Annotated in this window: 26 protein-coding genes; 8 read left to right on the top strand and 18 right to left on the bottom strand. The window is 72.3% G+C overall.

Annotated features, from left to right (window positions below; all coding sequences use genetic code 11):
• Positions 1 to 13 precede the first annotated feature (13 nt).
• Positions 14 to 481, top strand: coding sequence for an RDD family protein (locus ACWCXH_RS06710; protein ID WP_449800238.1), 468 nt, complete (start codon positions 14 to 16; stop codon positions 479 to 481).
• An 83-nt stretch (positions 482 to 564) separates the two neighbouring features.
• Here the strand turns inward: ACWCXH_RS06710 and ACWCXH_RS06705 are convergent, their stop codons facing one another.
• From ACWCXH_RS06705 to ACWCXH_RS06660, 10 genes are all read right to left on the bottom strand, one after another.
• A complete protein-coding gene (locus ACWCXH_RS06705) occupies positions 565 to 1263 on the bottom strand; it encodes a DUF4191 domain-containing protein (protein ID WP_449800312.1) in 699 nt (232 codons plus the stop codon).
• A 100-nt stretch (positions 1264 to 1363) separates the two neighbouring features.
• On the bottom strand, positions 1364 to 1552 hold the full coding sequence (locus tag ACWCXH_RS06700) for a hypothetical protein (protein ID WP_449800237.1): 189 nt from the start codon (positions 1550 to 1552) through the stop codon (positions 1364 to 1366).
• Positions 1553 to 1728: 176 nt separating this feature from the next.
• On the bottom strand, positions 1729 to 2682 hold the full coding sequence (locus tag ACWCXH_RS06695; RefSeq protein WP_449800236.1) for a lipoyl synthase: 954 nt from the start codon (positions 2680 to 2682) through the stop codon (positions 1729 to 1731).
• Between the two features lie 168 nt (positions 2683 to 2850).
• Positions 2851 to 3648, bottom strand: a complete 798-nt coding sequence (gene lipB, locus ACWCXH_RS06690; RefSeq protein WP_449800235.1) for a lipoyl(octanoyl) transferase LipB — start codon at positions 3646 to 3648, stop codon at positions 2851 to 2853.
• 68 nt (positions 3649 to 3716) lie between these two features.
• The gene (locus ACWCXH_RS06685) at positions 3717 to 5615 is read right to left on the bottom strand and encodes a helix-turn-helix domain-containing protein (protein ID WP_449800234.1); all 1899 of its coding nucleotides are present in this window, start codon (positions 5613 to 5615) and stop codon (positions 3717 to 3719) included.
• A gap of 55 nt (positions 5616 to 5670) precedes the next feature.
• Positions 5671 to 7020: an MFS transporter gene (locus ACWCXH_RS06680; protein WP_449800233.1), complete on the bottom strand. Its 1350-nt coding sequence runs from the start codon at positions 7018 to 7020 to the stop codon at positions 5671 to 5673.
• A 222-nt stretch (positions 7021 to 7242) separates the two neighbouring features.
• The gene (locus tag ACWCXH_RS06675; protein WP_449800232.1) at positions 7243 to 7692 is read right to left on the bottom strand and encodes a JmjC domain-containing protein; all 450 of its coding nucleotides are present in this window, start codon (positions 7690 to 7692) and stop codon (positions 7243 to 7245) included.
• Between the two features lie 10 nt (positions 7693 to 7702).
• Positions 7703 to 7939: a DUF397 domain-containing protein gene (locus ACWCXH_RS06670; RefSeq protein ID WP_449800231.1), complete on the bottom strand. Its 237-nt coding sequence runs from the start codon at positions 7937 to 7939 to the stop codon at positions 7703 to 7705.
• A 174-nt stretch (positions 7940 to 8113) separates the two neighbouring features.
• Positions 8114 to 9079: a threonine/serine dehydratase gene (locus ACWCXH_RS06665; RefSeq protein WP_449800230.1), complete on the bottom strand. Its 966-nt coding sequence runs from the start codon at positions 9077 to 9079 to the stop codon at positions 8114 to 8116.
• A gap of 23 nt (positions 9080 to 9102) precedes the next feature.
• A complete protein-coding gene (locus ACWCXH_RS06660) occupies positions 9103 to 9549 on the bottom strand; it encodes a hypothetical protein (RefSeq protein ID WP_449800229.1) in 447 nt (148 codons plus the stop codon).
• A gap of 67 nt (positions 9550 to 9616) precedes the next feature.
• On the opposite strand from ACWCXH_RS06660, the gene ACWCXH_RS06655 reads away from it, so the two are divergent.
• Entirely contained in the window at positions 9617 to 10273 is a 657-nt protein-coding gene (locus ACWCXH_RS06655) for a TetR/AcrR family transcriptional regulator (RefSeq protein WP_449800228.1), read from the top strand.
• A gap of 146 nt (positions 10274 to 10419) precedes the next feature.
• On the opposite strand, the gene ACWCXH_RS06650 is transcribed toward ACWCXH_RS06655, so the two are convergent.
• Together ACWCXH_RS06650 and ACWCXH_RS06645 are read right to left on the bottom strand one after the other, a co-directional pair.
• Positions 10420 to 10923 (bottom strand): NUDIX domain-containing protein, encoded by a 504-nt coding sequence (locus ACWCXH_RS06650; protein ID WP_449800227.1) that lies wholly within the window; start codon positions 10921 to 10923, stop codon positions 10420 to 10422.
• Positions 10924 to 11121: 198 nt separating this feature from the next.
• Positions 11122 to 11379 (bottom strand): hypothetical protein, encoded by a 258-nt coding sequence (locus tag ACWCXH_RS06645; RefSeq protein WP_449800226.1) that lies wholly within the window; start codon positions 11377 to 11379, stop codon positions 11122 to 11124.
• A 109-nt stretch (positions 11380 to 11488) separates the two neighbouring features.
• Here ACWCXH_RS06645 and ACWCXH_RS06640 point away from each other — a divergent pair, with 109 nt between their 5' ends.
• From ACWCXH_RS06640 to ACWCXH_RS06630, 3 genes are all read left to right on the top strand, one after another.
• Complete coding sequence (locus tag ACWCXH_RS06640; RefSeq protein ID WP_449800225.1) at positions 11489 to 12313, top strand: helix-turn-helix domain-containing protein; 825 nt, start codon at positions 11489 to 11491, stop codon at positions 12311 to 12313.
• Entirely contained in the window at positions 12306 to 12506 is a 201-nt protein-coding gene (locus ACWCXH_RS06635; RefSeq protein ID WP_449800224.1) for a DUF397 domain-containing protein, read from the top strand. The genes ACWCXH_RS06640 and ACWCXH_RS06635 overlap by 8 nt, the downstream gene beginning before the upstream one ends.
• 160 nt (positions 12507 to 12666) lie before the next feature.
• Positions 12667 to 13548, top strand: a complete 882-nt coding sequence (locus ACWCXH_RS06630) for a hypothetical protein (RefSeq protein WP_449800223.1) — start codon at positions 12667 to 12669, stop codon at positions 13546 to 13548.
• On the opposite strand, the gene ACWCXH_RS06625 is transcribed toward ACWCXH_RS06630, so the two are convergent.
• Positions 13502 to 14263 carry a 3-hydroxybutyrate dehydrogenase gene (locus tag ACWCXH_RS06625; protein WP_449800222.1) on the bottom strand — a complete coding sequence of 254 codons (762 nt, stop codon included), beginning with the start codon at positions 14261 to 14263 and terminating at the stop codon, positions 13502 to 13504. The two genes, ACWCXH_RS06630 and ACWCXH_RS06625, sit on opposite strands and share 47 nt — an antisense overlap.
• A 310-nt stretch (positions 14264 to 14573) precedes the next feature.
• Here ACWCXH_RS06625 and ACWCXH_RS06620 point away from each other — a divergent pair, with 310 nt between their 5' ends.
• Positions 14574 to 16439, top strand: coding sequence for a regulator (locus ACWCXH_RS06620; RefSeq protein WP_449800221.1), 1866 nt, complete (start codon positions 14574 to 14576; stop codon positions 16437 to 16439).
• 149 nt (positions 16440 to 16588) lie between these two features.
• Here the strand turns inward: ACWCXH_RS06620 and ACWCXH_RS06615 are convergent, their stop codons facing one another.
• A complete protein-coding gene (locus ACWCXH_RS06615; protein WP_449800220.1) occupies positions 16589 to 17920 on the bottom strand; it encodes an NAD(P)/FAD-dependent oxidoreductase in 1332 nt (443 codons plus the stop codon).
• Positions 17921 to 18276: 356 nt separating this feature from the next.
• Positions 18277 to 19182, bottom strand: coding sequence for a TIGR01777 family oxidoreductase (locus tag ACWCXH_RS06610; RefSeq protein ID WP_449800219.1), 906 nt, complete (start codon positions 19180 to 19182; stop codon positions 18277 to 18279).
• 63 nt (positions 19183 to 19245) lie between these two features.
• Between ACWCXH_RS06610 and ACWCXH_RS06605 the strand changes: the two genes are divergently transcribed.
• Together ACWCXH_RS06605 and ACWCXH_RS06600 are read left to right on the top strand one after the other, a co-directional pair.
• A complete protein-coding gene (locus ACWCXH_RS06605) occupies positions 19246 to 19743 on the top strand; it encodes an N-acetyltransferase family protein (RefSeq protein ID WP_449800218.1) in 498 nt (165 codons plus the stop codon).
• A gap of 126 nt (positions 19744 to 19869) precedes the next feature.
• Positions 19870 to 20964, top strand: a complete 1095-nt coding sequence (locus ACWCXH_RS06600; protein WP_449800217.1) for a DUF2510 domain-containing protein — start codon at positions 19870 to 19872, stop codon at positions 20962 to 20964.
• 18 nt (positions 20965 to 20982) lie between these two features.
• On the opposite strand, the gene ACWCXH_RS06595 is transcribed toward ACWCXH_RS06600, so the two are convergent.
• The 3 genes from ACWCXH_RS06595 to lpdA all read right to left on the bottom strand — a co-directional run bounded on the left by ACWCXH_RS06595 (position 20983) and on the right by lpdA (position 24913).
• Entirely contained in the window at positions 20983 to 21498 is a 516-nt protein-coding gene (locus ACWCXH_RS06595; RefSeq protein ID WP_449800216.1) for a DUF4240 domain-containing protein, read from the bottom strand.
• Positions 21499 to 21675: 177 nt separating this feature from the next.
• A complete protein-coding gene (sucB, locus tag ACWCXH_RS06590; RefSeq protein WP_449800215.1) occupies positions 21676 to 23451 on the bottom strand; it encodes a 2-oxoglutarate dehydrogenase, E2 component, dihydrolipoamide succinyltransferase in 1776 nt (591 codons plus the stop codon).
• Positions 23452 to 23524: 73 nt separating this feature from the next.
• Positions 23525 to 24913, bottom strand: coding sequence for a dihydrolipoyl dehydrogenase (gene lpdA, locus ACWCXH_RS06585; RefSeq protein ID WP_449800214.1), 1389 nt, complete (start codon positions 24911 to 24913; stop codon positions 23525 to 23527).
• Between the last annotated feature and the right edge of the window lie 166 nt (positions 24914 to 25079).

The following is a 25079-nucleotide window of genomic DNA, read 5'->3' as shown; positions in this document are numbered from 1 at the left end:
TTAGTGTGGATTCGTGGACACCAGAGAAGCGTTGGGATCGTGGATCGACGGCCCGAAGGCGGCCGCCGAGAAGATGGGCGCCGACTTCGGCTACCGCGGTGAGCGCCTCGGACTGCCCAAGGAGGGCCCCGGCTCGATCGCCGGCCCCGCCCGCCGGATCGGCGCCGTGTTCGTGGACGGCTGGCTGGTCTCCCTGGTCGCCTACGGGCTGCTGACCAAGGGCGCCGCGTCCTCGGCCAACCTGTGGACGACGCCGCTGTTCTTCGCCGTCACCGCGCTGCTGCTCGCCACGACCGGGACGACGGTCGGCAAGCGGCTGTTCGGCCTCCGGGTGGTCCGGCTGGACGGCCGCCGCGCGACCATCCCGCAGGTGCTGCTGCGCACGCTGCTGCTCTGCCTGCTGGTGCCGCCGCTGGTGTGGGACCGCGACACCCGCGGCCTGCACGACAAGGCGGTCGGCACCGTCGAGGTGCGGATCTGAGGTCCGAACCGGGCCGGGAAACGTCGAACGGCCCCGCCGCTCCAGTGGAGTGGCGGGGCCGTTCCGTGTCGACGGGGGAGGGATCAGCGGGCCTGGCCGCCCTTGGGCATCCGGGCGCCCTTGGGCATCGGGCCCTTGGGGATCGGCGCCTTGGAGAGCAGGTCGCCCAGGGCGCGCAGGCGGTCGTTGGTCTCGGTGACCTGGGCCGGGGTGATGGCGCGGGGCAGGCGCATCAGGTGGATCTGCAGCTTCTTCAGCGGGATCTCACCCTCGCCGTTGCCCACGACGATGTCGTGCACCGGCACGTCGCCGACGACGCGCGCCATCTTCTTCTTCTCGGAGGCCAGCAGCTGGCGGACCCGGTTCGGGTTGCCCTCGCCGATCAGCGCGATGCCGGCCCGGCCGACGGCGCGGTAGACCGCGTCCTGGTTGCGGGTGACGGCGACCGGGGTGGAGTTGGAGCTCCAGCCGCGCTTGATGTTGTTCAGCACCGCCGCGACGGCGCCCGGCTGCCCCTCCATCTGCCCGAACGCGGCGCGCTCGGCCCGGCGCCCGAAGACGATCGCCATGGCCAGGAAGGCCACGATGAAGCCCAGGATGCCCAGATAGACGGGGTGGTCGATCGCGAAGCCGATGGCGAGGAACACGCCGAAGGTCAGCAGGCCGACGCCGGCGATGATCAGGCCGATCTTGGTGTCGACCTTCTTGGTCATGGTGTACGCCAGGCGGATCTGCTTCAGTCGCCCGGGGTTCTCGGATGTTTCCCTCGCCATAACGCTCATGGTACGTGGCAGGGGCACGTGAACTCCAAGCCCGGGTACCCGTTCGCACCGAACCGTAACCCGTGTGCCGGGCCACCGTCGCGGACAGCGACGACCGGCGTCAGCGGCGCGTGGACTTCACTCCCGTGCCCCCGGCCGCCAGGGCGTCGTGGCGCCGGTCCGCCGCGTACCGGCGGTTCTCGCAGACCGCCGCCCAGGCGTTGCGGCGGGCCTGCCGCTGCCCGCCGGCCATCAGGACGCTCTCGGCGAAGCGCACCGCAACTCCCACCGACCGGATCCGCATGTGCATCCCGAACAGCTCCTTCGTGGCTCAAGGACGTGGCTGGGAAGGATCGAACGATCGCAACGAGTCCATCGTCACCACTCCGTGTTACCAGTCCGTGACCTGGTCGTCAAAGTCTGATGAAAACCGAAAGGCGGAGCCGTGGCTCCGCCCTTCCAATGGCTCAAGACCGTCGCCGAGCGTCAGGCCGAGGCCTGCTCGCGCCGCTCCAGCGCCTGCCGGTACAGTCGCCCGGCCCGGTACGACGAGCGCACCAGCGGGCCCGACATGACCCCGGCGAAGCCCAGCTCCTCGGCCTCCTGCTGGAGCTCGACGAACTCGTGCGGCTTCACCCAGCGCTCGACCGGGTGGTGGCGCAGCGAGGGCCGCAGGTACTGGGTGATGGTGATCAGCTCGCAGCCGGCGCCGACCAGGTCGGCCAGCGCCTGGCTGACCTCCTCGCGGGTCTCGCCCATGCCGAGGATCAGGTTGGACTTGGTCACCAGCCCGGCCGCGCGGGCCTGGGTGATGACGTCCAGCGAGCGCTCGTAGCGGAACGCCGGGCGGATCCGCTTGAAGATCCGCGGCACCGTCTCGACGTTGTGCGCCAGCACCTCGGGGCGGGAGGAGAAGACCTCGGCCAGCTGCTCGGGCACCGCGTTGAAGTCGGGGATCAGCAGCTCGACGCCGGTGCGGCCGCCCTGGCGGCCGGCGGTCATCGCGTGCACCTGGCGCACCGTCTCCGCGTACAGCCAGGCGCCGCCGTCCGCCAGGTCGTCGCGGGCGACGCCGGTGATGGTGGCGTAGTTGAGGTCCATGGTGACGATGGACTCGGCGACGCGGCGCGGCTCGTCCCGGTCGAACTCGGCGGGCTTGCCGGTGTCGATCTGGCAGAAGTCGCAGCGGCGGGTGCACTGGTCACCGCCGATGAGGAAGGTCGCCTCGCGGTCCTCCCAGCACTCGAAGATGTTGGGGCAGCCGGCCTCCTGGCAGACCGTGTGCAGCCCCTCCTTCTTCACCAGCGACTGGAGGGCGTTGTACTCCGGGCCCATCTTCGCGCGGGTCTTGATCCACTCGGGCTTCCGCTCGATGGGGGTCTCGCTGTTGCGGACCTCCAGGCGGAGCAGCTTCCTGCCGTCGGGTGCGACAGCGGACACGTGCGACTCCTAGAACTAGACGGGGTACCCCCAGGGTACGCCTGTGGTTGTACGGCCTTCGCCGGGCGTGCCGCCCCGCATTCGCAGGGCAACAGAGCTACCGGCCAGTAGATTCCCCGGCTTCGGCCGGTGGCGGCGCCCGCAGGCGGGGATGCGGTGCCCGGGGCCTCAGCGGCCGAGCGCCGGCTCCGGCAGCTCGGCGAGCACGTCCGCCAGGTGCCGCTCGACCACCGGCAGCGCCGCGCCGACGGAGAGGTCGCGGCCGAGCTCGTTGGAGAGCGAGGTCACACCCGCGTCCCGGATGCCGCACGGCACGATCTTGTCGAAGAAGGTCATGTCCTGGGCGCAGTTCAGCGAGAAGCCGTGCATCGTGACCCCGCGGGCGACCCGCACGCCGATCGCGGCGAGCTTGCGGTCGTCGCCGCGCTGCCCGGCGTTGGACGGCGCGTACTCGGGGCCGGCCAGCCGCGGGTCGATCCCCATCGGCAGGCCCAGCCGCAGGGTGAGCTTGCCGATGTCGACCACCTGGGACGGGTCCACGACCGCGTCCGGGATGGTCTCGCCGAGCACCCAGACGCCGCTGCGGCCCTCGACCCGGGTGGTCTCCACGCCGAACTCGGCGCTGGCGCGGATCAGCGCCTCCTCCAGCCGGCGGACGTACGCGATCACGTCGATCGGGTCGGGCAGCTTGACGATCGGGTAGCCGACCAGCTGGCCGGGCCCGTGCCAGGTGATCTCCCCGCCCCGGTTGACCTCGACCACCGGGGTGCCGTCCAGCGGGAGGTCGGCCGGGTTGGTGCGCTTGCCCATCGTGTAGACGGACTGGTGCTCCAGCAGCAGCACGGTGTCGGGGATCTCGTCCGCGACCCGCAGCGCGTGCAGCCGCTGCTGCTCCTCCCACGCCTCCTGGTAGGGCACCGTGCGCTCGCCTATGCCCAAACGAACGAAACGTACGTTCTCGCTCACCGATGCTGCTCCTTGCCGGGCGTTCGAGACCAACCTCGCCACTGTACGCCCAAGCCCGTTCGGACCGTTCAGCTGTCCGCCAGCAGCTGCAACCGCAGTGCCAACTGCAGCTCCAGCGACCGCTCCGGCAGGTTCCAGTCCCGCCCGAGCAGCGCCTCGACCCGGTCCAGCCGCTGGACCACCGTGTTCACGTGGACGTGCAGTTCGTCCTTGGCCCGGGTCAGGCTGGCGCCGCAGTCGAAGTACGCGCGGAGGGTGCGCACCAGCTCGGTGCCGCGCCGCGCGTCGTAGTCCAGCAGCGGTCCGAGCGTCGCGCCGACGAAGCCGTCCACGTCGTGCCCGTCGCCGAGCAGCACCCCGAGGAAGCCGAGCGCCCGCGCCGACGCGCCCTCCCCGGCGCGGCCGAGCACCCGCAGCGCCCGCAGGCAGCGCAAGCCCTCGGCGTACGACGCGGCGATCGCCGGCGGGCCCGCGGCCGGGCGGCCGGCGCCGACGGTGACCGGGAACCCGGCCAGCCGGGCCAGCCGCTCGGCCGCCTGCCGGGCGCTCTCCCCGGGGTCGCCGCCGTCCGGCACCAGCAGGACCACCGCCTCGCCGTGCTCGGCGCTGATGCCCCGGGAGCCGAACAGGTACCGCCCGGCCGCGCCCGCGAGCCGGCTGCGGTCGGTGGCGGCGGCCCCGGCCGGTTCGGCGACCAGGACGAGGTGCGGGCGGCCGAGGTCGACGCCGAGCCGCCGGCCGCGTGCGGTGAGTCCGGCCGGGTCGCGGTCGGGTGCGGTCAGCAGGTCGGTGAGCAGCTCGCCGCGGACGCGGTTCTCGGTCTCGGCCACCGAGCGGCGCAGCAGCAGGAGGAGCGCGGTCACCACGCCGGCCCGCTCGAACAGCCGCCGGTCGGCGTCGTCGAGGTCGGGCCGGCCGCGCAGCACCATCGCGCCGAGCGCGTCCTGTCCGGCCAGGACGGCGCACACCCAGAGCCCGCCGTGCCGGACGGACCGGCCCTCGGCGCGCGACGCCGCGATCGCCCCGGCCAGTCCGGCGGCGGACGGCACGCGGCCGGACAGCGGCTCGCCCTCGGCGTCCAGGACCGCTATCTCGCCGCCGAGCAGGGCCGCGACGGCGGCGGCGACGTCCGGCACCTCGGCGCCGCGCAGCACGAGGTCGGTGAGCCGGTCGTGGGCCTGCTCGGCGCGCTGGACGGCGGCGGAGTGGGCGCGGACCAGCTCGTTGGCGGCGCCCAGCTCGGCGAGCGCGGCCCGGGTGCCGGCCAGCGACTTGGCCGTGTCCAGGGCGATCGCGGCGTGCGCGGCCAGCGAGCAGAGCAGCGCGACCTCGTCCGGGGAGAAGGCGCGCGGCGAGCGGTCGGCGGCGAAGAGGACGCCGATGACCCGCCCGCCGAGCAGCAGCGGCACGCCGATGATCGCGACCAGGCCTTCGTCGAGCACGCCCGCGTCGATGGTGCCGGTGTGGTGGAAGCGGTCGTCGGTGCGGTAGTCGGGGGTCGCGTACGGGCGGGCGGTCTGCGCGACCAGGCCGCCGAGGCCGTCGCCGAGGCTGAGCCGCAGGGTCTGGAAGAGGACGGAGACCGAGCCGTCGGTGACCCGCATGTAGGTGTCGCCGGCGGCCTCGTCAGGGAGGGTCAGGTAGGCGGTGTCGGTGCCGAGCAGCAGGCGGGCGCGGCGGACGATCGCCTGCAGCACGGTGTCCAGGTCGCGGGACGCCGCGAGGTCGCCGGCGGTGTCGAACAGCGCCGTCAACTCGGCCTCACGGCGCCGGTGCTGGCGAAGCGTACGGTGCACCCGCAGGGCCTGCCAGGTGGCGTCGTCGATCTCCGACAGCACCGCCGCCGGCGCCCCCCGGCGGCGGGCGTCGGCCAGCACCTCGGCGAAGTCCTCGGTGGCGGCGCCGGAGGCGAGCAGGTCGAGCAGCCGCCGCAGGGCGGGCGCGGCGCCGGTCTGGGGGTCGTTCATGGTGCGTGCCGCCAATCGGCGTTGGGGCGGGAGCGCGATCGTAGCGGCTGGGTCGTCACGCGGTGGCGGGCTTCGTGACCGGCGTGGTATCCGCCGCCCGGGCCTCCACGTCGGCGAGGTCCTGCCCCCTGGTCTCGCGCCCGCACAGCACCGCGAGCAGGGTGATCGCCGCCGCGATCGCCACGTACACGGAGATCGGCGTGGTGCTGCCGTAGTCCTTGAGCAGCGCGGTGGCGATGAGCGGAGCGGGCGCCCCCGCCGCGACGGACGAGAACTGTGCCCCGATCGAGGCGCCCGAGTAGCGCATCCGGGTGGCGAACATCTCGGAGAAGAAGGCGGCTTGGGGCGCGTACATCGCGCTGTGGAAGACCAGCCCGACGGTCACGGCGCCGACGAGCGCGGGGAACGACTTCGTGTCCACCAACCCGAAGAAGACGAACGCCCAGACCCCGACCCCGGCCGCGCCCGCCAGGTACACCGGCTTGCGCCCGACCCGGTCCGACAGCGCCCCGAACGCCGGGATCAGCGCGAACTGGATCGCGGAGCCGATCAACACCGCGTTCAGGGCGGTCTGCTTGGAGAAGTGCGCGTGCGAGACCGCGTACGCGAGGACGAACGTCGTCATCACGTAATACGAGATGTTCTCCGCCATGCGGGCCCCCATGGCGACAAGGACCTCCCGCCAGTGGTGCCGCAGGACGGCGACGAGCGGCGGCTGTTCGACGGTCTTGCGCTTCTTCTGCGCGGCCAAAGCCGCCTGGAACAAGGGCGATTCGTCGACCGCGAGCCGGATCCACATCCCGACCCCCACCAGGACCGCCGAGAGCAGGAACGGCACCCGCCACCCCCACGCGAGGAACGCGTCGTCCGACTGCACCGCCGTCATCAACGACAGCACCCCCGCCGCCAACAGGTTCCCCGCCGGTGCCCCGCCCTGCGGCCACGAGGCCCAGAACCCCCGCCGCCGCTGGTCCCCGTGCTCCGACACCAGCAGCACGGCCCCGCCCCACTCCCCACCGAGCGCGAACCCCTGCACCAGCCGCAACACCGTCAGCAGCACCGGCGCCGCGACCCCGACCGCCCCGTATGTGGGCAGCACCCCGATGAGCGTGGTCGACCCGCCCATCAGCAGCAGACTCACGACGAGCAGCCTCTTCCGCCCGACCCGGTCCCCGAAGTGCCCGAACACCAGGGCCCCGAGCGGCCGCGCCGCGAACCCGATCGCGTACGTCAGGAAGGCGAGGAGCGTCCCCGTCAGCGGATCGCTGGTCGGGAAGAACACCTTCCCGAACACGAGCGCGGCCGCTGTTCCGTAAAGGAAGTAGTCGTACCACTCGATGGTGGTCCCGATCAGACTGGCCGCCACCACCCGAGGGAGTGAGCGGTTCTCAACCGATGCTGCCATGGGTCACCACTTCCGGTCCGGTGTCGAGGATGTCGCCACAAGGTAGGAAGCCCGGCCCGCGGGGCCTATGTGCCCAACCCACATAGTCCACCCCAGACTTGCGGTCCTCCACCCCATAACCAGCCCACCCCGCAGGGCGTGGGCCGATGGGGCGCGCTGTGCGTAGGAAGTCGGCCAGGCCGACTTCCTACGCAGGAGGAGCAGAGTGTTTCGGTGAGATGGTCAGGACACGCCGGTCAGCTCCGGGGCGATGCGGTCGGCGAGTTGGTCGAGGTCGAGGCCGGCCAGGTAGTCGGTGACCATCTCGCGAACGCGGCCCAGGGTGGTGCCGAGGTTGTCGGTGCGCAGCTGCGCCGGGGCGAGGCCCCGGCGGAAGGCGTCGCGGTCGAGTGCGGAGGCGATCAGCTGGTGGGCGAGGTCGAGTGGGGTCCGCTCGCGTAGGGCGAACGTCAGGTGAAAGCTCGGTTCATCGCCGGTGAAGGTGGGGGCGTGGACCCATCCCCGGGGAACCACGAGGGTGTCGCCTGGCTCCAGGGAGTAGGTGGCGAACGGGTCGGTGGTGTCCCAGATTTGCTGCATCTCCTTGGTCCACTGGGTCGGGGAGCCGAGGTAGTCGTCCATCGGGTGCGGCACGGTCGGGGCCCACAGAGGCCAGCGCTTTCGGCCGGACATCTGGGCGTGGTCAGGCGGTGAGGCCTCGGCTCTTCGTCCACTGGACGGCGAAGGTGTCGAGCTCGGCGCCGGTGTAGCGCAGCTGGAGGCCGGCGCCCTCGGGCTTGGTGTCGCCGAGGGCGAACGCGTCGGCGACGCCCGTCAGTGGCGCGATGCTGACGCAGGTCTCGGACTCGCTGTCGAGGTTGCCGCCGCACTGGGCGGTCAACTCGCCGCCCAGTTCCAGCTCGTAGAGGTTCTTGGTCATGGTTCCTCCATGTCGTTGAGGTTCCCTCGGGGCCGGACGGCCCTCGGGGCGATGCCGGGCAGTCGCGCAGGGAGCGCGGGGCCACCCGCTGCCGGGGCGCTGAGGCTGCCCGGAAGTCTTGGGCCGGTGGCCGCCGCCCGGGGTCGTCCGTCACGGGCGGCGGCCACCGGGGCATCAGGTGGTGACGAGGTCGGACGGGTCGGTGTTCGCCCCGCACAGCACCACGGCGACGCGCTCGCCGTCGCCGGGCTTGTAGGCGCCGGAGGTCAGCGCGGCGAGGGCGGTGGCGGCGCCGTGTTCGACGGCCAGGTGCCGGTGGTCCCACAGCAGGGCGCGGGCCGCGCGGATCGCGTCGTCGGTGACGAGGACGGAGCGGGCCTGGGCGCGCTGGGCCCAGTGCAGCGCCGTCTCGCTGGTGCGGCGGGCGCCGAGTGAGTCGGCGGCGATGGAGTCCACCTCGACGTCCACGGCCTTGCCGGCCTCGATCGCGGCGTTGAGGGCGCGGCAGTTCTCCGGTTCGACCGCGACGACCCGCACGCCGAGGGCATGGGCGGTCATGGCGGTGCCGGCGAACAGGCCGCCGCCGCCCACGGCGACGATGACAGTGTCGAGGCCGGGAACCTGGCCGTGGATCTCGGAGAGCAGGGTCCCGGCGCCGGCGGCGATGTAGGGGTTGTCGTAGGCGTGGGAGGCCAGGGCGCCGCTGGTGGCGGCGAACTCGGCGGCAGCGGCGGCGGCCTCGGCGTACTCCTTGCCGACCTGGCGGACGTCGGCGCCGAACTTGTGGAGCTTGGCGACCTTGACGGCCGGGGCGGTGATCGGCAGGAAGACGGTGGCCTTGATGCCGTGGCGCTGGGCGGCCCAGGCGCAGGCCAGCCCGGCGTTGCCGCCGGAGGCGATGACCACTCCGGCGTCGGGCATGGTCCCGGCGGCCAGGTGGGCGCCGATGAAGTTCGCGGCGCCCCGGTCCTTGAAGGAGCCTGAGAACTGCATGAAGTCCAGGGCTAGGAAGACGCGGGCGGTGCCGAAGCTGTTGCGGTCGATCTCGAAGACCGGGACGGGCCGGATGACGCCGTGGACGCGGTCCTTGGCGGCCTTCACGTCCTCGTAGGTCGGGAACGTGTCGGTGGTGGTGGTCATGGTGGTGGTTTCTCCGGAGGGTGTCAGGACCAGGCGATGAGGTTGCCTCGGGTGGTCAGGCCGAGGAAGAACGCGAGGGCGACGCGGCGCCCGGCAGACGGTGCGACGGCGTGGTAGTTCGCCGGGGCGAACAGCAGGCCGTCGCCGGTGGCGGGGGCGAGTTCGAGGAGTTGGGCGCCCTCGGTGACGGGCGGACGGTAGCCGTAGGAGATGCGGTGCTGCTCGTCCTCCGGCTGCCAGCGGCGGCGCCAAAGCCGGGTCTCGCCCCCGGCCTCGGGAGCTATGAACCAGGTGTTGAAGGCGGGCAGGCGGGTGAGCGCCTGACCGATGACCCGACAGGTGTCAGTCGAGAGGAACCCGGGGACGCGGACCGCTGCGGTCGTCCCGGCGACCAGGTCGGCCAGGTGGCGTTCGGTGAACGCTGGCGCCTCGATGGCGGCGAAGAGCGGATCCAGTAGCTGACTGGGCATACTCGTCCTCCATAAGACCGTCATGACGGTCTATCAGTCCGTTACATCGTAAGTTACGCTGTCACGCATGGCGAAGCAATCTGTTACTGCTGATCAACTCAACGCAACCACCATTGCCCGCGCCGCCATCGAGATGATCGACGCCGGCGGCCCTGAGGCTCTCAACTTCCGCGCCCTCGGGGATAAGCTCGGCGTCTCCCACACCACGGTCCACCGCCGGTGCGGGGAGTCCGTAGCCGGGCTCCTCGACATGTGCATGGACCACCTCGCCGGACAACTCCCCGAGCCGCAGCCCGGTGCCACCTGGCCCGAACTGGCCGAGCGGTCCTTTACGGCGCTGTACGAGCTGTTGGCCGCCCACCCCGGCCTCGTCGCGCTACGCGGCTCCCGGCCGTGGCTTGGCAGGCAATTGCTGGCCCGCCTCACCGAACCTGTCCTAGCCGCTGGCGAGCGCGCCGGGATGACACCCGCCAACTCGGTCACGGCCTACCGCAGGCTCTACCTGTTCACCCTCGGATGCGCGGCCTTCGTGAGCCACGCCGACACCGCAGTCGCGCGGGAAACGACCCGCCAAGGGCTCGCGGTGCTGCCACCCGACCAGTTCCCGTTCCTGGCCGGCCACGTGGACACTGTCCTTGACGTGGTCACCGACCATGACGTCTTCCGCAGTGGGTTGCGGCAGTTGATCGATATGGTCGCCCTCGACCTCGCCCCGCTGCGGTGAGGTGCGGCCGGGAGGCCGCGGCACTCTCGGCGCGGTCTCCGGGTCATCTGGCGGACGCTCGGCCTCATGAAGCGGGACCTATCGGGTCGACCGAGTACCGGCTCGCCCGGGATGCCACCTTCCATTGAAATCCCTGCCGGTGGTGATCAGCAGACTGGGACGGGGGTGCCGTGTAGGAGGAGGGGGCGGCCGGCGCCGTGTTCCCAGGCGTCCCACGCGTCCTGGACGCGGAGGCTCTGGTCGGGCGGCATCACGGTGTCGAGCAGGTGGCGGGGGATCCAGTGCAGGGCCCGAATGGTCTCCGGCGGGCGGTGGAGGTTCACGGCCTTGGCCTGCCTGGGGGTCGCGACGCCGCCCGCGTAGACGAGGTTGAGCCCCTCCGGGTAGCGGTGGCGGGACACGTAGTCGACCGTGAGGATCGTTCGCAGGGGTAGGACGAGCCCGGTTTCGGTCTCCAGGTGGCGGCGGGCAGCGAGGTGGGGCAGCTCGTCGGCCTCGGCGCTGCCGCCGGGGAGGGTGTAGCCGTCGCGGTAGACGGGGTCTACGAGGAGGATGTGGAGTTCGTCCTGCCCGTCGGGGCTGTAGCGGAGGACGAAGGCCTGCTGGCCCAGGCGTCGGACGGGCGGCTTCCGCATGATGTCGTCGTTCAACGTTGCTCCTTGGGGGAGGAGTTGAGGTGGTGCTCCCCACCGGAGGAGGCCCCCGGCGGGGAGCAGTTCGGCTCGACAGGGGCTGTACGCCAACGTGCCCCCGGAGCCGGCTTCGCGCTGCACTTTCTGCGGCAGCAAATCCGGCAGCGGCCAGGGAACTTACGTGGAGCCCGGCGAGCAGCATGAGGCTGCTCGGGTTCACGGCGGTTCCTCCTGGAGCAGCCGACGGTGGGAGCGGGCACCGGATCCGGGGGCGATCTGCCGGGGGCTGAGGACGCTGACCTGGTCGGCCCGGGTGGTCCATTCGACGCCGCCGCCGACCGGGCGAAGGTACATGATGCCGCCGCACTGCTCCATGAAGACCCCCTCGCGCGGCCGGCCGTCGTCGAGGTGCCCGCGATCGATCACCACCTCGTGGATGAGGGGGACGTCGGGCATGGGGGTGCTCTTGGTCATTCCGGGGACTCCGATTCGTAGTGCGATGACTACCGGGAGTGCTCAATGTCCTCTAAGCTCGTGAGCTGTTCAACTCGTCTGAGATGTTTGATTGATGGGGCAGAGCGCCATGAACAAGCGTGAACTTGACCCTCAGGGCGCTGAGTTCGGAGTCCTCCTCCGCAGCTCGCGAGAGCAGCGAGGCTGGACTCAGGAGCAGCTTGCGAACCTTGTTGGCTGCACATCGTCGTACATCTCGGCACTTGAGATTGGCCGAAGAAAACCAAATCAACGAATCGCAACCAAGCTCGACGCCGTGTTTGGTCCTGAAGCGGCCTTCCTGAAGGAGTGGAACAAGTCGGGCCAGCGCATCTTGTTCGAAGGCTTCGACGAGTACCTACGCCATGAGGCGAAAGCTGTCGCACTACGGCTGTTTGAGATCAACATCGTGCCGAGCCTGCTCCAAACCCCCGAGTACAGCCGAGCGTTTCAAGAGGCGCCCGTCCTACGGGGGATCGCTACTCAGCAGCAGGCCGACGAGCGGACCGAGAAGGTACTACTCCGACAGCAAGCCCTCGCCCGAGACCCGGCGCCGTACGTCCAGGCGGTGATAGATGAGGCCGCACTCCGGCGACCGATCGGCGGTCGGGGCGTCATGGTGGAACAACTTCGGCACCTGGAAGCACTTGCTTCGCGCCCCCGCTACCTAGTGCAGGTCTGCCCCACCTCGGCAGGTGAGAACCGGCCGTTCGGGCATCCAATTACGTTGCTGACCACGCCGAACAGGGTCATCGTGGGATACGGCGAGACCCAGCGCCGCGGCTACCTCGAACGTGATCCGGAGACGTTGGCCGAGTGGGCCAGTGAGTACGATCACCTGCAGGTCGAGGCGTTGTCCCGAGCGGCGAGCATCGAGTTCATCAGAGACGTGCGGAAGGGCTTTGAGCATGGATGATCTACGCAAGGTCACTTGGTGCAAGAGTTCATACAGCACTCAAGGAGGGAACTGCATTGAGGTTGGCAGCCTCCCGAACGTCGTCCCCGTTCGTGACTCCAAGGACCCCGAGGGTCCCGCGCTGGCCTTCCCTGCCGAGGCCTGGTCGGCCTTCGTCGCCGCCGTCCGCTCGGGTGAGTTCGGCGAGGTTTGAAGCTCCCGGCTGCTGTGCGGGTTAGTGCGATAAGCACCCTTCTGGCAACGGGCAGTTGACCGCCCACCCAGCGTGTTACGTTCCGAACCCGAACAGAAAACAGGTGACCCCGGCGGTGCTACCAACACCCCGGGGTCCGGCAACAGGAGTCATAGCTCCCATGCGCATCCATCGTACCGAACAGGTACGGCACTTCACCGTGCTTCCCAACGCCGTCCTCCAGTACCGGCGGCTGAGCTACACCGCCCGCGGCCTCCTCGCGGACCTCCTCTCGCGCCCCGACGGCTGGCGCGAGGACGGCCGTCACATGGCCGCCACCAGCCCCCAAGGCCGCGGAGCCGTCCGCAAGGCCCTCAAGGAGCTCACCGATGCCGGCTTCTACCGCGTCGAGACGACCCGCCTGCCCGACGGGACGCTCCGCAGTGAGTCCCACGTCTACGACACCCCTTGGCCGACGCCGCCGGGTGCCACCCGTCCGGCGCCCGGTGCTCCGCCTACCGGTCGCACAGGCAGCCCTCCCGTAGAGAACCGGGAGCAAGAACCCACCCTCCCCGCGAGTCCCGCTGCCGACGAGCAGACCCGACAAGCCGTGGCCGCCCTGTTCCGGGCCATCCGCCCCGAGCCCCGCCTCCGCCTCGGCCAAGCCGAGGCCGAGAAGCTCGCGCCCCTCGTCGCCCAGTGGCTGGAACGCGGCAGCACCCCGAGCGACCTCGCACAAGCCCTGCTGCCCGGCTTGCCCAACCCGGTCCACTCGGCCGCAGCCGTGCTCCGCTACCGCCTGGAGCGCAAGATGCCCCCACCCCGCCCGCCAGACCCGCATCGAACGATCAGCTACGCCGAGTGCGCGGAGTGCCGCGACCCGATGCCCCGGCACGGCACCTGTCGTACCTGTGCGGGCAGTCAGAGACGAACCGCCTCCACCAGCTGTGGGGCCGCCGCCACAACCATGGGCGCCACGCGTGCCCGCGCCGCCCTGAAGGAGGCCAGAGCCACCCCTAGTGCGCCGTCCAGCCGCCGTCCACCGGCAGGCTCGCGCCCGTGATGTAGGAAGCGGACGGCGTGCAGAGCCACAGGGCCAGGGCGGCCACCTCGGCGGGCTCGATGAGGCGCTTGACCGCCGTGCGGTCGAGCATGATCCGCTCGACCACTTCCCCCTCCGGGATGCCGTGGGCCTGGGCCTGGGCGGCTATCTGCTTCTCCACCAACGGAGTCCGGACGTAGCCCGGGTTGATGCAGTTGCTCGTGACGCCGTACGGGGCGGCCTCCAGGGCGACGGTCTTGCTGAGGCCCTCCAGGGCGTGTTTGGCGGTTACGTAGGCGGACTTGAACGCGCTGGCCCGCAGGCCGTGGACGGACGAGATGTTGACGACGCGGCCCCACTGCTGCGCGTACATGTGGGGCAGGGTGCGGCGCAGGATGCGGAACGGGGCCTCGACCATGACGCGTTGGATGAGGGAGAAGCGGTCGGGCGGGAACTCGTGGACGGGGGCCACGTGTTGGAGACCGGCGTTGTTGACCACGATGTCGGCGTCGGCCGGCAGGGCGTCGACGGCCTGTGGGTCGGCGAGGTCCGCGACGACGGCGAGTCCGCCGATCCGCGCCGCGAGCTCCCGGGCCGGCTCGGCCGCCAGGTCGACGACGTAGACCTGGGCGCCGACCCCGGCGAAGGCCTCGGCGCAGGCCCGGCCGATGCCCGAGGCGGCGCCGGTGACCAGGGCGGTGCGGCCGTCGAGCGGGCGGGCTGTAGTGGTGTCCATGGGCGAGAACGGTAGGAATCCGACGGCTCGACTCCCATGTGGCGGGCCACTACAGCATCCCGGTGGACGGTGGTGGTCGCCACCATGACGGTCGATCGACGGTTCGACCGTGGAAGTCCAAACCCATGCTGTCCAGGCTTCCCCACAATGGGCGCGGTTGCTTCACCCGTTCGGAGGATTGCTCGGTCAGATCCACCCATAGCGCCCGAATGCTCGCTACATTCACGCCGATTCCCGACAGGGGGCGCCGCCACAGGCAGCCGAAGCGCTGGTAGAGCCCGGTGCGGCGTCCGAGAGGTGTTGACTGACTATGTCCCAACGGCCTGCAACCGACAGCCCGGCGTACGGACCGCTCGACCCGCTCGACCAGCACCGCGGTCCGGTCGGCCAAGCCCTTCCGGACGCCCCTGACACCCTGACCGCCCACGCCCCGGCCGCCGACGAGCTGCGGCTGCCCGAACAGGCCACCCCCGCCCGGCACCAGTCCGCCACATCCGTGCCCACACCCGTGCCCGCACCCACGACGGCCACCGCACCCCCGGCGCCCGCCGGCGGCTCCGGAGGCCACTCGGGCCACTCGGGTCCGGCCCCGCAGAACGGGCAGCTGGCGGCGCTGATCGAGGAGGCCGGCTTCTCGCACGCCGGCCTGGCCCGCCGGGTCGACCAGCTCGGCCTGGAGCACGGCCTCGACCTGCGCTACGACAAGACCTCGGTCACCCGCTGGCTGCGCGGCCAGCAGCCGCGCGGCGCCACGCCCGCGCTGATCGCCGAGGTCTTCACCCGCCGCCTCGGGCGCCGCCTCACCGCCCAGGACCTCGGCCTGGACGCCTGCGCCCCGGTCTACGCGGGCCTGGAGTTCGCCGAGACGCCGCAGGAGGCGGTGGACATCGTGGCGAGCATGTGGCGCAAGGACAACGGCCCGCAGTCCGAGCTGCGCCGGATCGCCTTCACCCCGGCCGGCCTGGTCGTCCCCAGCCGGGACTGGCTGATCGGCCGCACCGACGAGCGCGTCGCCCGGGACGGCACCACGCTGGCCCGCCCGGACGCCGCCACCGGCTCACCACCGACCGGAACGCCGGCGCCGAACACCCCCACCGCGCCCGGCGCACCGACCATGAGCCCGGTGCGCGGACCGGCCCCGGGCGTGCCCGGCGCGCGCACCGCGGCAACGCCCGCCGCCCTCAGCCGCGTCCCCACCCAGAGCCGCCGCCCGCCCGCGGCCGTCGAACCGCCGTACGCCGACCCGGCCCGCGAGCAGCGCCCTGCCCTGCGCGTCGGCCGCGGCGACATCGCCGCCATCCGTGCCGTCGGCGACCTCTTCCGCGCGCTCGACCACGCCTACGGCGGCGGCCACGCCCGCCAGGCACTGGTGCGCTACCTGGAGAGCGAGGCCGAGCCGATGCTGCGCGGCCGCTACGGCGAGCAGATCGGCCGCGCCCTGTTCGGCGCCGTCGCCGACCTCACCAGGCTGGCCGGCTGGACGTCCTTCGACATCGCCGCCCACGGGCTCGCCCAGCGCTACTTCGTCCAGGCGCTGCGCCTCTCCCAGGCGGCCGGCGACCGCGCCCTCGGCGGGTACGTGCTGGTGACGATGAGCCAGCAGGCCGTCCACCTCGGCCACGGCCGGGAGGCGGTCCAGCTGGCCCGGGTCGCCCAGCAGGGCGTGGGCACCGCCGTACCGCCCGTCGTCCAGTCGCTGCTGCACGCCGCCGAGGCGCGCGGACACGGCCTGCTGGGCGACGTCCGGGCGTGCACCACTGCCCTCGTGCGGTCCGAGCGGTCCCTGGCAGCGGCCCGCCCGGGCGACGAACTCCCCTCCTGGGCACGGTACTTCGACGAGGCGCAGCTCTCCGACGAGTTCGCCCACTGCTACCGCGACCTCCAGCAGTGGCGCACCTGCGCCCAGCACGCCGAGAAGTCGCTGCGGCTGCGCCTGCCCGCGTACGCCCGCAGCCGGATCTTCTGCCGGCTGGTGCTGGCCACCGCGCGGCTCGGCATGGGCGACCTCGACGAGGCCTGCACGATGGCCACCGACGCGCTGCGGGCGGCAGGGGAGATGCGTTCGGCCCGCTCGCTGGAGTACGTCCGGGACTTCCACCGCCGCCTCACGCCCTACCGGGGCAGCCCGGTGGCCCGGGCGTTCGAGGAGACGGCCCGCCAAGCGGGGGTGATCTGACCGGTCGGACGGGTGCGGGGCCGAGCGCTCACCGGTTCTCGGCCCGCACCGACCGCCGTCTCACCGACCGCACCCCGACCAGCTCTCGGCCCGCACCCGCGGCTGCCCCGCCTCCGCCGCCCGCGTGTTGCGGACGGCCGGAACCGCGCTCAGGCCGCCGCCTCCGCCTCCCGTGCGGAAGCCGGCAGCCCGAGGTCGCGAAGCACCGCCTGTGCCACCCGCCGTCCGGAGACCAGGGCGCCCTGCACGGAGCTGGTGTCCCGGTGGTCCCCGGCGACGTACAGCCCGGCGAGCACCCGGACCGGCCGCTGCGGATTGTGCGGCGGCGGCATGGCCGGCAGCGCGTCGGGGAGGTGCCGGACGCTGAGGAACTGCCAGCCCCGGGCGGAGGTGCCGTACAGCTCCGCGAGCCGTGCCCGGACGGCGGGTTCCAGGCCCGCCGGGCCGCCCGCGTCGAAGGCGCGCCGCCCGAGCACGGTGGTGGCGACGAGCGCCTGCCCGGCCGGAGCGTACGAGGGGTCCAGCTCGCTGAGCACCAGGGAGTGCGAGACGAGCGGCGGCCGGCCGCCGGGCCGGTCGGCGTCCAGGAGGAGGACGGCCTCGTTCAGCGGGGCCCGGTCGGCGGCGTGGAAGAAGGTCGTGACCGGGTGGAAGTCCGGCAGCCGCAGCCCTGGCAGGAGTTCGACGGCCGCGCGCGCGGAGGTGGCGACGACGACGGCCTGTGCGCCGATCCGGCCGTGGGCGGCGGTCTCGACGCCGTCGGCCGCGATCGCGGTGACCTCGACCCCGGTGCGCACGGTGCCGGCCGGCAGCGCGGCGGCCAGCTGGGCCGGCACGGTCGCGATGCCGCCGGCGGGCAGACAGAGCCGGCCGCGGGCGTAGCAGCGCAGGACCAGTTCGGCGACCCGGCTGCTGGTCCCGAGCGCCGGATCGCCGAGCAGGGCGCTGAGCAGCGGCCGCAGGAAGCCGTCGACGGTGCGCGGGGCGAGCCCGTGACCGGTGAGCGCGCGGGCGGTGGTGGTCTCCGGGCGGGCGTGGATCCGCCCGGCGGGGGTGGCGGCGAGCCGGCCCAGCCAGCTGCCGAGGCGGGCCTTGTCCAGCGGACTGCCGAGCGGGGCCCGGGTGGCGGCCTGCCGGGCGGTGGTGAGCTGCGGGTCCCCGGCGCGGTAGCGGCGGCCGGCGCTGTGCACGAGTACGCCGGGCGCGAGCGGGCGCAGGTCCAGGCGGTCGACGTCGAGCGCGCGGCGCAGCTCGGGGAACGCGGTGTTCAGCAGGTGGCTGCCGTCGTCGAGCCGGAAACCGTCCAGCTCGCGGGTGGCCGTCCGGCCGCCGATCCGGTCAGTGCGTTCCAGGAGCTGAACGGTGAGGCCCCGGCCGGTGAGCGCGCGGGCGGCGGTCAGGCCCGCGAGTCCGGCGCCCACCACGACGACGTCCGGGTCGGACGGTCGGCGGGCGCGGCGGGTGAAGTCGTACGTGGGCACGGGCGTGCTCCCTCCCTGGTCCCGGGGCTCCGGCCGACGCAGGCAGCGGGGTGCCGGGATACGGTCCGACGATGTGATGCCCAGTCAATCTGAATGTCAGACAAGCGCATTGGGCCGGATCCGGCGCCCGGAAGGGCCTGGGCGGGGTGCGGTCACGGACTGTGCGTCACGGCGGCCGGGTTCGGGGGTCGGCGGGCGCGCACGGTCACCGGGGGCGTGCAGCGCGCCCGTCGTGTGCTCCCGTGCGCCCCCTGTCGGAGCCCCGTCCGACCCCCGCTCGGCATATGCCCCTGGCCAGCACGAATGCCGTACGCCCGGTACGTTCCGGGGCCTCGGAAGCCGGGCCGCGAGAGCCCTCAGAGTGCCGCCCGCACCGCCGCGTCCACGTCCGTGTGAGTGAAGCGGAACCCGGCGTCGAGCAACCGCCGGGGCACCACCCGGTGGCTGCCGACGACCTCGATCGCGAGCTCCCCGAGCACCGCCTTCAGTACCGCGTCCGGCACCGGGAACGGCGTCGGACGCCCGAGCACCCGCCCGAGGGCCGCGGTCAGCTCGGCGTTGGTCACCGGCTCCGGCGCGGTGAGGTTGAAGGGGCCGGAGAGGTCGTCCCGGTCGATCAGGAAGCGCAGCGCGGCGACCTCGTCGGCCAGCGAGATGTAGCTCCAGTACTGCCGCCCGTCGCCGAGCCGCCCGCCCAGGCCGAGCTTGAACAGCGGGAACAGCCGCCCGCCCGCCCCGCCGGCGGCGGACAGCACCAGCCCGGTGCGCGGGTGGGCGACCCGGATCCCGGCGCGCTCGGCCGGCCGGGCGGCGGCCTCCCACTCCACGCACACCTCGGCCAGGAAGTCGTCGCCGAGGGGGGAGTCCTCGTCGATCACCCGGTCGCCGGTCTGCCCGTACACGCCGACCGCGGAGGCGCTGACGAGGACCTTCGGCGGCTCCTTGAGCCCGGCCAGGGCGACGGCCAGGGTCTCGGTGCCGAGCACCCGGCTCTCCCGGATCTCCCGCTTGTAGGCGGCCGTCCAGCGGTGGTCGCCGACCCCGGCGCCGGCCAGGTGCACGACGGCCTCGACGCCGGCCAGGCCGTGCCGGTCCACCTGGCCGAGCAGCGGGTTCCAGCCGATGGCGGTGGTGCCGTCGGGCTGCGGGCCCGTCCTGGAGCGGTGCCGGACCAGCCGGACCACCTCGTGGCCGTCCGCCGCCAGGGAGCGGACGAGCGCCGAACCGATCAAACCCGTGGAGCCTGTGACAGCGATGCGCATGCGCCCATCCTTCCAGTCCTTAACCTCTGTGAAGTTTGAATACCCCTCATTAGGCTGACGCGCATGCACGCCGACGATCTGATCATCCGATCAGCCAAGCCGGAGGACGAGCGCGAACTCGCCGTCCTCAACCGCGCCGCCTGGTCCGTCCTGTCCGACGTCTCCCCGCAGCCGCCCGAGGAGGACGGGGTCTTCGACGAGCGGCACACCCCGGAGCAGTTCCTGCTCGCCCTCGTCGACGGCCGGATCGTCGGTTACGTCCGCCAGGTCCCGGCCACCCCGCTGGCCAGCAACCGGCACGTCCGCCAGATCCAGGGCCTGGGGGTCGACACCTCGGTCCGCGGCCAGGGCATCGGCCGGCAGCTGGTCGATGCCGCGTGCGAGGCCGCGCGCGCCGAGGGCGCCCGCAAGATGACCCTGCGCGTGCTCGGCTGGAACGCCCCGGCCCGCCGTCTCTACGAGAGCTGCGGCTTCGTCGTCGAGGGCTCGCTCGCCGAGGAGTTCCTGATCGACGGCTCGTACGTGGACGACATCTGGATGGCCCGCCGCCTCACCGACTGAACACCCGGCCGGGCGCGCGACCACCGCGACCACCGCGCATGACGGCGCGTCAGATGTGAACGGATGGTGCAGAGTCGTGACGGACCCACCCTGTCTCGACGCCGCCCCGCCGGGTACCGTACGCCCGTGAACAACTCGACGCCTCCCGGGTGGTACCCGGTACCCGGTGCGGACGGCACCCCAGGTCAGGAGCGCTGGTGGGACGGCAGCGCCTGGACCGCCGAGGTGCGCCCGCTCCAGGGCGGCGCCGCCCAGGTCGCCGATGCGCCGACCCAGGGCTGGCAGCCGGCCCCGCCCCCGCCCGGCTACGGCTACCCGGGCGCCCAGGCCCCGGGCTACGGCTACCCGGGCCAGGGCTACGGCGCACCCGAGTACGGCCAGGGCTACGGGAGCCAGGAGTACGGCGGCCCGGCCTACCCCGGCGCCCAGCCGCCCGGCTACGGCTACCCCCAGCCGGCCCGCAGCGGCGGCGTGAAGCCCGGCGTCATCATCGGCATCGCCGTCGCGGTCCTCACCGTGGGCGCCGTGATCGCGGGCCTCGCACTCAAAGGCGGTACCCCGACGGCCGATCCGACCCCGAACCCGACGGTCACCGTCACCCGGAGCGATGCTCCCCCGGCCCCCAGCCCGACGTACACCCTCCCCACCGACGGGCCGACCCCGACCCCGACGCCCACCCCGACCCAGCGGACGCCCAAGGCCGCGCCGGTCCTCAAGAGCACCGTGCCGGATCCCCAACACGCCATCACCGTCCCGGTGTTCGACGGCTGGGACGATTTCCCCAGCGGCGGCGTGAAGACGGTGGTCAACCTCGGCTCCGGCCGCTACACCTGCCCGGACGGGAACAACACCTGCATCCGCGGCCAGTTCGCGATCCAGAGGGACAGCGTCCAGGGCGCCACCGCCAAGGCCGCCGCCGAGTCCGCCATGCCCGCCTACGCGGCCTCGATCTTCAGCGGGCTCACCTCGCACACCGACTCCGGCTCCGGCAACGTCACCGTCGCCGGCGTGCTCGGCTACGCGTCCCGCTGGCACGTCCGCACCTCGGACGGCACCCAGGGCTACGTCCTGCTGGCCGCCGTCCCGGCCAAGGGCGGCGGGTTCGTCGTGTTCGAGGGCGGCGTGGACGACGACCCGGCCGCGCCGGACGCGTCCGTGCTGGACCTGATCCTCAAGGGCATCAAGAAGGACGGCAGCGCCGTCACGGGCAGCACCACCTGACCCGCACCGGCGGCGCGCTCAGTCCCCGTAGCGCTCCCAGAGCTTGGGGAGGCGTTTCGCCATGGCGTCCGGATCGTCGAGGTCCAGCGGCGTCCCGGACGGACGGCCCGCTGGCCGCCCGCCCACCTCGGGCAGCGGCAGGCCGGTGAGCTGCTCGTAGGCCTCGTCGGCGGCGTAGCCGAGGTCCTCGGCCTCGCCGTCCTCCTCCTCGTCGAACTCGGGCAGCAGGTCGGCCAGGTCGTCCGGTTCGTGCAGCCCGCCCTCGAACACGTCCCGGCCCTGGCCGATCAGCCAGTAGCGGAAGTAGTCGAAGGCCTCGTCGGAAGCACCGCCCAGCAGCAGGGCGGCGGCGCCCCACAGCTCGTAGCGGTAGGCGCGCTGGAACCGCGCCTCGAACAGCCGGGCGAAGTCGATGACGTCGTCCGGAGTCAGCTGGAGGAGCCGCTCCACCAGCAGGTCGGCCTGCTCGTCGGGGTCGCCCTCGGCAGCCTCCCGGGTCTCGTCGATGATCTGCCAGAAGTCGGTCTCGTCCATCACTGCTCCAGCATCCCCGCTCGCCCGCCTCCGCGCATGCCATGGCCCGGCGAAACGCTGGTGACGTCCGGCGAAACGTCGGCCGCGGCCGACCGGAGCCGCCCGCGACCGACCCCTGCAACGGCGGAACCCCGCGCCGTCCGGTGACGACGCGGGGTTCCGTACGGGCGAGGTGCCTTACAGGCCGAGCTCGACCTCGAACTCGCCGGCCTCCAGGATCTCCTTGACCGCGACCAGGTAACGGGCGGCGTCGGCGCCGTCCACCAGGCGGTGGTCGTAGGAGAGCGACAGGTAGGTCATGTCGCGGATGCCGATGGCGGTGCCGCCGTCGGCCTCGATGACGACCGGGCGCTTGACGGTGGCGCCGATGCCCAGGATGGCGGCCTGGTTCGGCGGCACGATCACGGTGTCGAACAGCGCACCGCGCGAGCCGGTGTTGCTGATCGTGAAGGTGGCGCCGGACAGCTCGTCCGGGGTGATCTTGCTGTCGCGGACCTTGGCGGCCAGCTCGGCGGTCTTCTTCGAGATGCCGGCGATGTTGAGGTCGCCCGCACCCTTGATGACCGGGGTCATCAGACCCTTCTCGGAGTCCACCGCGATACCGATGTTCTCGGTGTCGAAGTAGGTGATGGTGCCCTCGGCCTCGTTGATCCGGGCGTTGATGACCGCGTGGGCCTTCAGCGCCTGGGCGGCGGCCTTGACGAAGAACGGCATCGGGGACAGCTTGACGCCCTCGCGGGCGAGGAAGGAGTCCTTGGCCTTGGCGCGCAGCGACATGATCTTGGTGACGTCCACCTCGACCACGCTGGTCAGCTGGGCCTGCTCGTGCAGGGCCTTCATCATGTTGTCGCCGATGACCTTGCGCATGCGGGTCATCTTGACCGTCTGGCCGCGCAGGGCGGACGGCACGACGGCGGCCTTCGGTGCGGCGGCCGGGGCGGCGGCGACCGGGGCCGACGCGGCCTTGGCGGCCTCGGCGGCGGCGATGACGTCCTGCTTGCGGATGCGGCCGCCGACACCGGTGCCGGTGACGGAGGACAGCGCGACGCCGTGCTCGGCGGCGAGCTTGCGCACCAGCGGGGTGACGTAGGCGTCACCGGCGTCGGCCACCGGCGCGGCCGGGGCGACCGGAGCCGGAGCGACCGGAGCCGGAGCAACCGGGGCCGGAGCGGCCGGGGCCGCCGTAGCCGGGGCGGCGGCGACCGGGGCCGGAGCCGGAGCCGGAGCAACCGGAGCGGCCGGGGCCACCGGAGCCGGAGCGGCCACCGGGGCCGGAGCAGCCGGGGCGGCGGCGACCGGGGCCGGGGCGGCGACCGGGGCCGGAGCGGCAGCGGCGGCACCCGGGGCGCCGATCAGCGCGAGCTGGGCGCCGACCTCGGCGGTCTCGTCCTCGCCGACCAGGATCTTGACGACGACACCGGCGACCGGCGACGGGATCTCGGTGTCGACCTTGTCCGTGGAGACCTCGAGCAGCGGCTCGTCGATCTCGACGGTCTCACCCTCGGCCTTCAGCCAGCGGGTGACGGTGCCCTCGGTGACCGACTCGCCCAGCGCGGGCAGCAGGACCGGGGTGGCGTCACCGGCCGGAGCGGCCGGAGCAGCGGCAGCCGGAGCCGGAGCGGCCGGGGCCGCGGCGACCGGAGCCTCGGCCACCGGGGCCGGGGCGGCGGGGGCGGCCTCGGCGGCCGGGGCCGCGGCGGCGACCGGGGCGCCGGAGCCGTCGTCGATGATCGCCAGCTCGGCACCGACCTCGACGGTCTCGTCCTCGCCGACCTTGATCGCGGCCAGGATGCCGGAGGCCGGCGCCGGGATCTCGGTGTCGACCTTGTCGGTCGAGACCTCGAGCAGCGGCTCGTCGACCTCGACACGCTCACCCTCGGCCTTCAGCCAGCGGGTGACAGTGCCCTCGGAAACGCTCTCGCCCAGCGCGGGCAGTGTTACTGAGACCGCCATGGTTTCAGCGACTCCTATCAAGTCTTGCGTACGGGAAGTACGGGAAGTACTGGAAACGGGGGTGGGGGCGTGATCAGTCGTGCGCGTGCAGCGGCTTGCCGGCCAGCGCCAGGTGCGCCTCGCCAAGGGCCTCGGACTGGGTCGGGTGCGCGTGGATGAGCTGCGCGACCTCGGCCGGCAGGGCCTCCCAGTTGTAGATCAGCTGAGCCTCGCCGACCTGCTCGCCCATGCGGGCGCCGACCATGTGGACGCCGACCACGGCGCCGTCCTTGACCTGGACGAGCTTGATCTCGCCGGCGGTCTTCAGGATCTTGCTCTTGCCGTTGCCGGCCAGGTTGTACTTGAGGGTGACGACCTTCTCCTTGCCGTACAGCTCGACGGCCTTGGCCTCGGAGATGCCGACGGAGGCCACCTCGGGGTTGGAGTAGGTGACCCGCGGGACGCCGTCGTAGTCGATCGGCATCGGCTTGAGGCCGGCCAGGCGCTCGGCGACCAGGATGCCCTCGGCGAAGCCGACGTGGGCGAGCTGCAGGGTCGGGGCGAGGTCGCCGACGGCCGAGATGGTGGGCACGTTGGTGCGCATGTACTCGTCGACGAGGACGTAGCCGCGGTCCATCGCGACGCCGTTCTCCTCGTAGCCGAGGCCGGCCGAGACCGGGCCGCGGCCGATGGCGACGAGCAGCAGGTCCGCGTCGATCTGCTTGCCGTTCTCGGTGGAGATGCGGACACCGGTCTCGGTGTACTCGACGCCCGAGAAGCGGGCCTTCAGCTCGAACTTGATGCCGCGCTTGCGGAACGCGCGCTCCAGCAGCTTCGAGGAGTTCTCGTCCTCCAGCGGGACGAGGTGCGGCAGCGCCTCGACGATGGTGACGTCGACGCCGAAGGACTTCCAGACCGACGCGAACTCGACGCCGATGACGCCACCGCCGAGGATGACGGCCGACTTCGGGATGCGGTCGAGCTTGAGGGCGTGGTCGGAGGAGATGACGCGGTTGCCGTCGATCTCCAGACCCGGGATCGAACGCGGCACGGAGCCGGTGGCGAGGACGATGTGGCGGCCCTCGATGCGCTGGCCGTTGACGTCCACCGAGGTCTGCGAGGAGAGCCTGCCCGCGCCCTGGATGAAGGTCACCTTGCGGGAGGCCACCAGGCCCTGGAGGCCCTTGTACAGGCCGGCGATGACGTCGTCCTTGTACTTGTGGACGCCATTGATGTCGATGCCCTGGAAGGTGGCCAGCACACCGAACTCGGCGGCCTCCTTCGTCTCGTCGGCGATCTCGGCCGCGTGCAGCAGCGCCTTGGTCGGAATGCAGCCGCGGTGCAGGCAGGTGCCGCCCAGCTCACCCTTCTCGACCAGGGCAACGCTCAGGCCCAGCTGAGCGGCGCGGAGCGCCGCGGCGTAACCGCCGCTTCCGCCTCCGAGAATGACTACGTCGAAAACGGTGCTGGCGTCGTTCGCCACGTCACGTCCTCCATGCAATGGGGTGTGGATCGCCGGGCCGGTCGCGGTCCGGTGGGTCGGAAGCCTTTGTGGGGCGCCCAGTCGTGCCGGAAATACATCTTCGCACTTGTTCACGGTGGTCGATGTCCGGGTCCGGCCCGCTGGTGTCCCACAAGGCGGTCACGGG

The organism is Kitasatospora sp. NPDC001660, assembly GCF_053596725.1.
This window is presented reverse-complemented; position numbering and strand designations above follow the sequence as displayed.

Bases quoted from the DNA above. Each gene is read 5' to 3' on its own strand.
- ACWCXH_RS06705 (WP_449800312.1), bottom strand. From the start codon at position 1,263: ATGAGCGTTATGGCGAGGGAAACATCCGAGAACCCCGGGCGACTGAAG.
- ACWCXH_RS06700 (WP_449800237.1), bottom strand. From the start codon at position 1,552: ATGCACATGCGGATCCGGTCGGTGGGAGTTGCGGTGCGCTTCGCCGAG.
- ACWCXH_RS06685 (WP_449800234.1), bottom strand. From the start codon at position 5,615: ATGAACGACCCCCAGACCGGCGCCGCGCCCGCCCTGCGGCGGCTGCTC.
- ACWCXH_RS06680 (WP_449800233.1), bottom strand. From the start codon at position 7,020: ATGGCAGCATCGGTTGAGAACCGCTCACTCCCTCGGGTGGTGGCGGCC.
- ACWCXH_RS06675 (WP_449800232.1), bottom strand. From the start codon at position 7,692: ATGTCCGGCCGAAAGCGCTGGCCTCTGTGGGCCCCGACCGTGCCGCAC.
- ACWCXH_RS06670 (WP_449800231.1), bottom strand. From the start codon at position 7,939: ATGACCAAGAACCTCTACGAGCTGGAACTGGGCGGCGAGTTGACCGCC.
- ACWCXH_RS06665 (WP_449800230.1), bottom strand. From the start codon at position 9,079: ATGACCACCACCACCGACACGTTCCCGACCTACGAGGACGTGAAGGCC.
- ACWCXH_RS06660 (WP_449800229.1), bottom strand. From the start codon at position 9,549: ATGCCCAGTCAGCTACTGGATCCGCTCTTCGCCGCCATCGAGGCGCCA.
- ACWCXH_RS06655 (WP_449800228.1), top strand. From the start codon at position 9,617: ATGGCGAAGCAATCTGTTACTGCTGATCAACTCAACGCAACCACCATT.
- ACWCXH_RS06645 (WP_449800226.1), bottom strand. From the start codon at position 11,379: ATGACCAAGAGCACCCCCATGCCCGACGTCCCCCTCATCCACGAGGTG.
- ACWCXH_RS06640 (WP_449800225.1), top strand. From the start codon at position 11,489: ATGAACAAGCGTGAACTTGACCCTCAGGGCGCTGAGTTCGGAGTCCTC.
- ACWCXH_RS06635 (WP_449800224.1), top strand. From the start codon at position 12,306: ATGGATGATCTACGCAAGGTCACTTGGTGCAAGAGTTCATACAGCACT.
- ACWCXH_RS06630 (WP_449800223.1), top strand. From the start codon at position 12,667: ATGCGCATCCATCGTACCGAACAGGTACGGCACTTCACCGTGCTTCCC.
- ACWCXH_RS06625 (WP_449800222.1), bottom strand. From the start codon at position 14,263: ATGGACACCACTACAGCCCGCCCGCTCGACGGCCGCACCGCCCTGGTC.
- ACWCXH_RS06620 (WP_449800221.1), top strand. From the start codon at position 14,574: ATGTCCCAACGGCCTGCAACCGACAGCCCGGCGTACGGACCGCTCGAC.
- ACWCXH_RS06610 (WP_449800219.1), bottom strand. From the start codon at position 19,182: ATGCGCATCGCTGTCACAGGCTCCACGGGTTTGATCGGTTCGGCGCTC.
- ACWCXH_RS06605 (WP_449800218.1), top strand. From the start codon at position 19,246: ATGCACGCCGACGATCTGATCATCCGATCAGCCAAGCCGGAGGACGAG.
- ACWCXH_RS06595 (WP_449800216.1), bottom strand. From the start codon at position 21,498: ATGGACGAGACCGACTTCTGGCAGATCATCGACGAGACCCGGGAGGCT.
- sucB (WP_449800215.1), bottom strand. From the start codon at position 23,451: ATGGCGGTCTCAGTAACACTGCCCGCGCTGGGCGAGAGCGTTTCCGAG.